Genomic DNA, 7,476 nt, shown 5'->3' with positions numbered 1-7,476 from the left:
CCGGCGCCGCCGCACAAGGCCGGCAGCGCCGCTGGCGGGGCTGCTCCGGCGCCGGCATCGGCCACGACATCGGGCACATCAGCCACCTCGTCCGCTTCGGCCACGTCGGCGGCGGCCAGCCAGCCCGCGCCGCGGCGCAGCGCCAGCAGCAGCGCGGGCAACAGCGCCCAGGCGCGTGCCGCCACGCCGGCGCCCATGTCCTTCCCGGCGCAGGAAGTCGCGCCCATCCATCTCGATTTGCGGAAATAATTCATGCGCGCATTCCGCTTCAAACAAACGCTGTTCCTGATCGTCATCACCCTGCTGTACCTGTGCTTTGAACTGGGCTTCAACGCCCGGCTGCTGGATGTGGTGGGCGGCAACGCCACGCCGGACGACGTCGACCATATCGAGTTCTATGGCCGCTCGCTGTCCGGCATCGCCGCCGCGCTGGTGCTGCTGCAGCTGATGCTGCGGCGGCGCACGCCGCAGGGCGGCGGTCCTTCGCGGCTCAAGATCGCGCTGTGCTGCGCGGCGACGGCGCTGGTGGTGTACGGCGCCATCAAGACGCTGGTGGACGTGATGGTGGCCACGCGCGACGCCGAGTTCCGCCGCACCGCCTACAACTCCATGCTGCTGCAGCGCTCGCTGGTCAACGGCCGCCTGACGCTGGACGGCCTGGTCGAGGACCAGAACCTGTTCGCCCAGCCCGAAGGCAAGGCCTTCCTGGCGCTGTTTCCCTTCCTGGCGGTATCGGTGGAGCAGCTCGACGACCGCATCAAGGGCGTGAAGGACCAGCTGATCGACGCCGCCATCCGCAAGGAAGGCAACGGCACCCAGGGCTACTACGATTCCTACACCAAGGTGATGAAGGAATTCCACGGCAACTGGCAGAAGTACGCGCGCATTCCCACCGCCTCGGACGAGGGCCTGCTGCGCGAGCAGGACAAGGCCTGGAACGACTATCTGCGCACGCTTTCGCGCCACGGCTGGACGCCGTCCACGGTGCCGGCCAACCGGCGCGGCACGGTGCAGGCCAAGGTGCGCAAGAGCGTGCCTGTGCCGCCCGACTGGGATCCGTCCGACGAGGCCACCTTCCGCGACGCGGTGGAGCAGCGCTACCGCAAAGCCATGTCGGGCACGGCGCGCGCGGTGACGGTGGGCGGCGAGCGCATTCCGCCCGGCCTGTCCTATCCGGAATTCATCGCCCGCGCCGGGGTGCAGCGCGAGCTGCGCACCCAGCTGCATTTGCCGCCCGGCGCCCAGGTGGCGGCCAGCTACGGCAGCCCGCGCGAATTTTCCCGCCTGTACGAACAAATGGTGGGGCAGGAAGTGCGCGTGCGGCGTGCCATCTACGATGCGCCGGCGGCGCGCTTCGAACAGGGCGGCAGCGCCTACCGCGACGGAGACAAGGCGGCGCGCGCCGTCATCGTGCCGCCGGTGGCGCTGTTCTTCTCGCTGCTGGGCGCCATCGGCCACTTCTCGAAACTGCTGTACCTGGTCGCCACCCTGCTGTTCCTGCTGCGCAGCGGCCCGGACGGGCAGCTGAGCCGGCGCGCCGCGCTGGGCGCGTTCGGCGTGCTGCTGCTGGCCTTCAGCGGCGTCTGGAGCAGCCTGGCGCTGGCCGACAACCGCGTCACGCGCAGCGAGCTGTTCCAGCTGATGATAGGCTGGGCGCGCGCGCCGGCGGCCGGCGACAGCGGCTGGCAGCAGGCCGGCAAAGGCGCGCTGGCCAATATCGCCCACGTGGTGGCGGTGGGCCAGGGCCACGGCTATCCCGTCAACGAAGCAATCCGCACCCATTTATTGAACGGCATGGACTATGGCTATCAACCGCAAGACAAATAAACTGCCGGGACGGCGCGCCGCCGGCCTGCTGGCCACGGCCCTGATGCTGGCCGCCGCCGCGCCCGCCATGGGTTCGGCCTGCCTGGGCATGCAGGTGCACGCCCACCGTGGCGCAGCCAGCGCGCCGGAGAACTCGCTCAGCGCCCTGCGCGCCGCCTACGAGGCCGGCGCCGACGGCGTGGAAACCGATCTGCAGATGCTGGGCGACCAGCGCTGGGTGGTGCACCACGACCTGAACACCGGCCGCGTGGTGCAGGCCGGCGCGCCACGCCCGGTGCGCCAGCTCGCCAGCGCCGACTGGAGCGCGGCGCGCATGAAGCTGCGCGGCGTGCTGACCGACGAGGCGCCGCCCTTCGCCGTCGACCTGGCGGACCTGGCCGCGGACTATCCGCAGCAAACCCTGAACGCGGAAATCAAGGATCTGGCGCCCTGCGGCCAGGTGCAGGCGCTGGTGGGCCAGCTGCGCAGCGCGATGAGCCACGGCAACTGGTTCATGACCTCGGGCGCGGCAGGCAATCTGCGCTGCGCGCGCCAAGCCGACAGCGCCGGCTACCTGGGCCTGGTCGTGTTCGACGGCCGCAATGCCGAGGCGGCCGGCGCCAACGGCCTGACGCGGCTGATCGCCAGCAAGGCCAAGGCGCCCAAGCTGGACCAGGCCTGGCTGGCGCGGGTCAAGCAGGACATCGGCATGCCGGTGGGCGTGCATGTGGACGCGCGCACCCTGGACGCCAACCCGGCGCTGCTGTCGGATGCGGCACTGATGAAAATGCCGGTGTTCGTGTACGCCGTCGATGGCGACGCCGCGCTCGCGGCTGCGCTGCAGCGCTCGCGCCAGCACAGCGGCCGCTGGCCCAGCGGCGTGATCGTGGACGAGAGCGCGGCCGGCTTCTGCGCGCGGCTGCGCTAGGCGCAAAAAAAAAGCACCGCGCGCGGCGGTGCTTTTCGGCAAACAGACAGCGCTGTCTTAGGACATGTGCTGGCCGCCGTTGATGGCGATGTTGGCGCCGGTGACGAACGCTGCCTCTTCGGACGACAGGTAAGCCACCAGGCCCGCCACTTCTTCCGGCTTGCCCAGGCGGGACATCGGAATCTGCGGCAGGATCTTCGAATCCAGCACGTCCTGCGGAATCTCCATCACCATCTTGGTGCCGATGTAGCCCGGCGAGATGGTGTTGACGGTGACGCCCTTGCGCGCCACTTCCAGCGCCAGCGCCTTGGTGAAACCGTGCACGCCGGCCTTGGCGGCCGAGTAGTTGGTCTGGCCGAAGGCGCCCTTCTGGCCGTTCACCGACGAGATGTTGATGATACGGCCCCAGCCGCGCTCCACCATGCCATCGGCGACCGGCTTGGTCATGTTGAACACGGAATCGAGGTTGGTGCTCATCACCGCGTCCCAGTTCAGCTTGTCCATCTTCTTGAAGGTCATGTCGCGCGTGATGCCGGCATTGTTGACCAGCACATCGATCGGACCGATATCCTTCACGATGGCGGCGACACAGGCTTGCGCCGAGTCGTAGTCCGCCACGTCGCACGGATAAGCCTTGAAATCAAAGCCCATGTCGCGCGTCGTGGCCAGCCATTCTTCAACTTTCTTGTTGCTAGGGGAATATGTGGTCACTACCTTATAGCCCAGCGCGGCGAGCTTGATGCACACCGCTTCGCCCAGACCACCCATACCACCTGTTACCAATGCGATTCTTGCCATTTGTCATCCCCTCTTATTGTCTCAAACACTAAAAGAACTGAACTGCCTGCTGCGGTACTGCTGATACCTTGCTTACGCGCGCTCAACCGCCAGCGCCACGCCCATGCCGCCGCCGATGCACAGCGAAGCCAGGCCTTTCTTGGCGTCGCGGCGCACCATTTCGTGCAGCAGCGTGACCAGGATGCGGGCGCCCGACGCGCCGATCGGGTGGCCGATGGCGATGGCGCCGCCGTTCACGTTGATCTTGCTGGTGTCCCAGCCCATTTCCTTGTTCACGGCCAGGGCCTGGGCGGCGAAGGCTTCGTTGATTTCCATCAGGTCCAGGTCGTCCGGCGTCCAGCCGGCTTTTTTCAGGCACAGCTTGGCGGCCGAGACCGGGCCCATGCCCATGTAGGCCGGGTCGATGCCGGACGAGGCGTAGGCTTTCACCTTGGCCAGCGGGGTCAGGCCCAGCTCGCGCGCCTGGCTGGCGGACATCATGATGACGGCGGCAGCGCCGTCGTTCAGGCCGGAGGCGTTGCCGGCGGTGACCGTGCCTTCCTTGTTGAAAGCGGGACGCAGGCCGGCCAGCGCTTCCAGCGTGGAGCCCGGCTTGATGTATTCGTCGGCGTCGAACAGGAAGGTGCCCTTCTTCTGCGCGATTTCCAGCGGAATGATCTCGTCCTTGAACTTGCCTTCCTTCTGCGCCGCTTCGGCCTTCAGCTGCGACTGCAGGGCGAACTCGTCCTGCGCTGCGCGGGAAATGTCATACTTTTTCGCCACGTTTTCAGCGGTCACGCCCATGTGGTACTGGTTGTACACATCCCACAGGCCGTCGACGATCATGGTGTCGGTCATCTTCACGTCGCCCATGCGGAAGCCGTCGCGCGAGCCGTTCAGCACGTGCGGCGAGGCGCTCATGTTTTCCTGGCCGCCGGCGATGATGATGTTGGCGTCGCCGCACCTGATGGCCTGGGTGGCCAGGTGGGTGGCTTTCAGGCCCGAACCGCACACCTTGTTGATGGTGTAGGCCGGGATGCTGGTCGGCAGGCCGGCCTTGATCACAGCCTGGCGCGCCGGGTTCTGGCCCACGCCGGCGGTCAGCACCTGGCCCAGGATGGCTTCGTTGATCAGGTTCGCGTCCAGGCCGGTCTTGGCCAGCAGGCCCTTGATGACATGCGCGCCCAGTTCGGCTGCGGGAATCTTGGCCAGGCTGCCGCCGAATTTGCCTACGGCGGTACGGCCCGCCGCTACGATAACTACATCATCCATTTAATTCTCCAGAAGATCCAACCGAATGGTCAGGTGATTAAGATTGACGGTGCTTTCATTCTAACGATTTGTGGAGCGCGCGGTTGAATAACCCTTGTATTTGCTCGGTTGCTTCAACGAACAGCACGCTCGTGCCATTTAAGGCATTGCACAATTGACGGGTAATGACGATGGAGTTGGCGAGCGCGGCGTTAACAATATCGTGCTGAAAATCGGCCAGGTCGGAGAGGCTGCGGAAGTGGTCTTGATCGTGCTTGAACATGGATTCCTTCAGGATGCAGGGCCTGTGGCGAAAAACACCATCCTAGCGGTCCCCGCGCGCACTGGCTTTGATATTCGTCAATGCTAACAACTGCTGCCCCACTGAAAGCTCACCAATTGTCACGATAAAACATCACGACAATAACTTGATTCCATCCAGCGTGGCCGCGCACTGTTCCCGTATCACATTAACGAAGTCGAGCACATAGGCTTTCTCGCGTAATGCTTCCGGTACGGAAACAAATAAGTCGCTCCATAAACCTTGCTCGCCGATAGGACGAGCGCTCACATAATCGTAATCAACATAGTTTTTTATTGCCCAATTCGGCAAAGCGGCCAGGCCGCGGCGGCTGGCCACCAATTGCAAAATAGCCACAGTCAGTTCGGCCGTGCGGCGTTCGAAGCCGATGCCGGCCGGGCGCAACACTTCGCGGATCAGGTCGATGCGCGCTTCCGGCACCGGATAGGTGATCAGGGTTTCGCCTTCAAAGTCGGCGGCTTGCAGGCGGCGCTGCGCTTGCAGGCGGTGCTTCAGCGCCATCACCACCAGGATTTCAAAGCGGAACAGCGGGAAGGTGGCGAAGTCGGCGCTGTAATCGGAGCCGATGACGAGGTCGGCATTGCCGGCGCGCAGCAGCTCGGCCGGCTCGCTGTGGAAGCCGGACACCAGGTCGATTTCCACGTCCGGCCAGCGCTTGCGGAACTCGTCCATGACGGGCATCAGCCAGTCGAAACAGGTGTGGCACTCGAGCGCCACGCGCAGCTGGCCCTGGTCGCCTTGCGACAGGCGCGCCACGTCGCGTTCGGCCTGCTCGATTTCCGGCAGCAGGGTGTCGGCCAGGCGCAGCAGCCGGGCGCCGGTGGCGGTGAAGCCGATCGGCACCGATTTTCGCTCAAACAGCGGGCTGCCGTAGCGATCTTCCAGCAATTTGATCTGGTGCGACAGCGCTGACTGGGTCAGGTTGAGCAACTGGGCTGCACGCACCAGGCTGCCTGCGGAACGCAGGGCGCTAAGGGTGCGGAGGTGGCGGATTTCCAGCATGACGGGCCTTGTATTAATTTATTTCACGTTGAAGCGCAAAATCTTTCGTTTTGATTATAAACGTCTTTGCCGCACACTTTACCTCACCAATATTTAATGCGGATGACAACAATCATGAAATCAATTCAGACACATATTCCCGGTTTTCCACGCATAGGCGCCGCACGCGAACTGAAGTTTGCGCTGGAAAAACACTGGCGCGGCGAGAGCAGCGAAGCCGAACTGGAAGCGGCCGGCGCGGCATTGCGCGCGCGCCACTGGGCGCAGCAGCGCGACGCGGGCCTGGACCTGGTGTCGGTGGGCGACTTCGCTTTTTACGACCAGGTGGCCAACCATATCCAGCTGCTGGGCTGCGAGCCGGCGCGCTTCGGCTTCCACGCGGAGCAGGGCCAGCTGGCGCGCTACTTCGCCATGGCGCGCGGCGTTTCCCATGCGGAGCATGAGCACCACGCCGGCTGCACGCATCAGCACAGTGGCGAGCACGATAGCGAGCACGGCGCGCAGGCGCTGGAAATGACCAAGTGGTTCGACACCAATTACCATTACCTGGTGCCGGAGTTTTCGCCGGAAACCGAATTCTCGCTGGCCTGCGAGCGCCTGTTTGCCGACGTGGCCGAGGCGCAGGCGCTGGGCCACGCGGTCAAGGCGGTGCTGATCGGGCCGCTGACTTTCCTGTGGCTGGGCAAGGAACGCAGCGCGGGCTTTGACCGCCTCTCGCTGTTGGACAAGCTGCTGCCGGTGTACGGCGCGGTGCTGGACCGGCTGAAGCAGCAGGGCGTGGGCTGGGTGCAGGTCGACGAACCCATCCTCGGCCTGGACCTGCCGCCGGCCTGGCGCAATGCTTTCGAGAACAGCTACTGGCAGCTGAACCAGGTGGGCGTGCCGCTGCTGCTGGCCACCTACTTCTCGCCGTTGGAAGAAAACGTCAGCCTGGCGTGCCGCCTGCCGGTGGCGGGCCTGCACGTGGACGGCGTGCGCGCCGCGCATGAGCTGACCAGCGTGGCGGACTGGCTGCCGGTGCACAAGGTGCTGTCGGTGGGCATCGTGGACGGCCGCAATATCTGGCGCACGGACCTGGACCTGGCGCTGGCCCAGCTGGCCCCCATCGCGGCCAAGCGCGGCGGCAAGCTGTGGCTGTCCACCTCGTGCTCGCTGCTGCACACGCCGTTCAGCCTGGAGAACGAAACCGCGCTGGACGCCGAGGTCAAAAGCTGGCTGGCCTTCGCCGGCGAGAAGCTGGGCGAACTGGCGCTGCTGAGGACCGCGCTGCTGCGGGCCGGCGCCGCCGGCGAAGGGCCGGCGCAGGTGCAGGCACTGGACACGGCCGGCGACGGCGCGGCATTCGACGCCGCCTGGGCAACGTCCCGCGCCGCCTGCGCCAGCCGCCGCG

Annotated in this window: 7 protein-coding genes and 1 pseudogene; 3 read left to right on the top strand and 5 right to left on the bottom strand. The window is 65.6% G+C overall.

Annotation, left to right across the window (positions count from 1 at the left end; translation table 11 throughout):
• Positions 1-254: hypothetical protein (locus GTP77_RS29210; RefSeq protein WP_161075661.1), on the bottom strand; the 254-nt coding region annotated here is incomplete at its 3' end.
• Here GTP77_RS29210 and GTP77_RS29205 point away from each other — a divergent pair.
• Complete coding sequence (locus tag GTP77_RS29205) at positions 253-1,827, top strand: hypothetical protein (protein ID WP_161075660.1); 1,575 nt, start codon at positions 253-255, stop codon at positions 1,825-1,827. The two genes, GTP77_RS29210 and GTP77_RS29205, sit on opposite strands and share 2 nt — an antisense overlap.
• Positions 1,802-2,734, top strand: coding sequence for a glycerophosphodiester phosphodiesterase (locus GTP77_RS29200; RefSeq protein ID WP_161075659.1), 933 nt, complete (start codon positions 1,802-1,804; stop codon positions 2,732-2,734). The genes GTP77_RS29205 and GTP77_RS29200 overlap by 26 nt, the downstream gene beginning before the upstream one ends.
• A 57-nt stretch (positions 2,735-2,791) precedes the next feature.
• Here the strand turns inward: GTP77_RS29200 and phbB are convergent, their stop codons facing one another.
• The 4 genes from phbB to GTP77_RS29180 form a co-directional block, all read right to left on the bottom strand.
• On the bottom strand, positions 2,792-3,532 hold the full coding sequence (phbB, locus tag GTP77_RS29195; RefSeq protein ID WP_161075658.1) for an acetoacetyl-CoA reductase: 741 nt from the start codon (positions 3,530-3,532) through the stop codon (positions 2,792-2,794).
• Positions 3,533-3,604: 72 nt separating this feature from the next.
• Positions 3,605-4,783, bottom strand: a complete 1,179-nt coding sequence (locus GTP77_RS29190; protein ID WP_161075657.1) for an acetyl-CoA C-acetyltransferase — start codon at positions 4,781-4,783, stop codon at positions 3,605-3,607.
• A 55-nt stretch (positions 4,784-4,838) separates the two neighbouring features.
• Positions 4,839-5,045: a hypothetical protein gene (locus GTP77_RS29185; RefSeq protein WP_161075656.1), complete on the bottom strand. Its 207-nt coding sequence runs from the start codon at positions 5,043-5,045 to the stop codon at positions 4,839-4,841.
• 132 nt (positions 5,046-5,177) lie between these two features.
• A complete protein-coding gene (locus tag GTP77_RS29180; RefSeq protein WP_161075655.1) occupies positions 5,178-6,086 on the bottom strand; it encodes a LysR family transcriptional regulator in 909 nt (302 codons plus the stop codon).
• Between the two features lie 114 nt (positions 6,087-6,200).
• Between GTP77_RS29180 and GTP77_RS29175 the strand changes: the two are divergent.
• Positions 6,201-7,476 (top strand): annotated as a pseudogene (locus GTP77_RS29175) (5-methyltetrahydropteroyltriglutamate--homocysteine S-methyltransferase); the annotation flags it as partial.

The organism is Pseudoduganella aquatica (assembly GCF_009857595.1).
Taxonomy (GTDB): domain Bacteria; phylum Pseudomonadota; class Gammaproteobacteria; order Burkholderiales; family Burkholderiaceae_D; genus Rugamonas; species Rugamonas aquatica_A.
The sequence above is the reverse complement of the archived record's forward strand: the minus strand, read 5'-3'. Positions and strand labels throughout refer to the sequence as shown.

Coding starts and splice junctions, on each gene's coding strand:
- GTP77_RS29205 (WP_161075660.1), top strand. CDS start 253: ATGCGCGCATTCCGCTTCAAACAAACGCTGTTCCTGATCGTCATCACC.
- GTP77_RS29200 (WP_161075659.1), top strand. CDS start 1,802: ATGGCTATCAACCGCAAGACAAATAAACTGCCGGGACGGCGCGCCGCC.
- phbB (WP_161075658.1), bottom strand. CDS start 3,532: ATGGCAAGAATCGCATTGGTAACAGGTGGTATGGGTGGTCTGGGCGAA.
- GTP77_RS29190 (WP_161075657.1), bottom strand. CDS start 4,783: ATGGATGATGTAGTTATCGTAGCGGCGGGCCGTACCGCCGTAGGCAAA.
- GTP77_RS29185 (WP_161075656.1), bottom strand. CDS start 5,045: ATGTTCAAGCACGATCAAGACCACTTCCGCAGCCTCTCCGACCTGGCC.
- GTP77_RS29180 (WP_161075655.1), bottom strand. CDS start 6,086: ATGCTGGAAATCCGCCACCTCCGCACCCTTAGCGCCCTGCGTTCCGCA.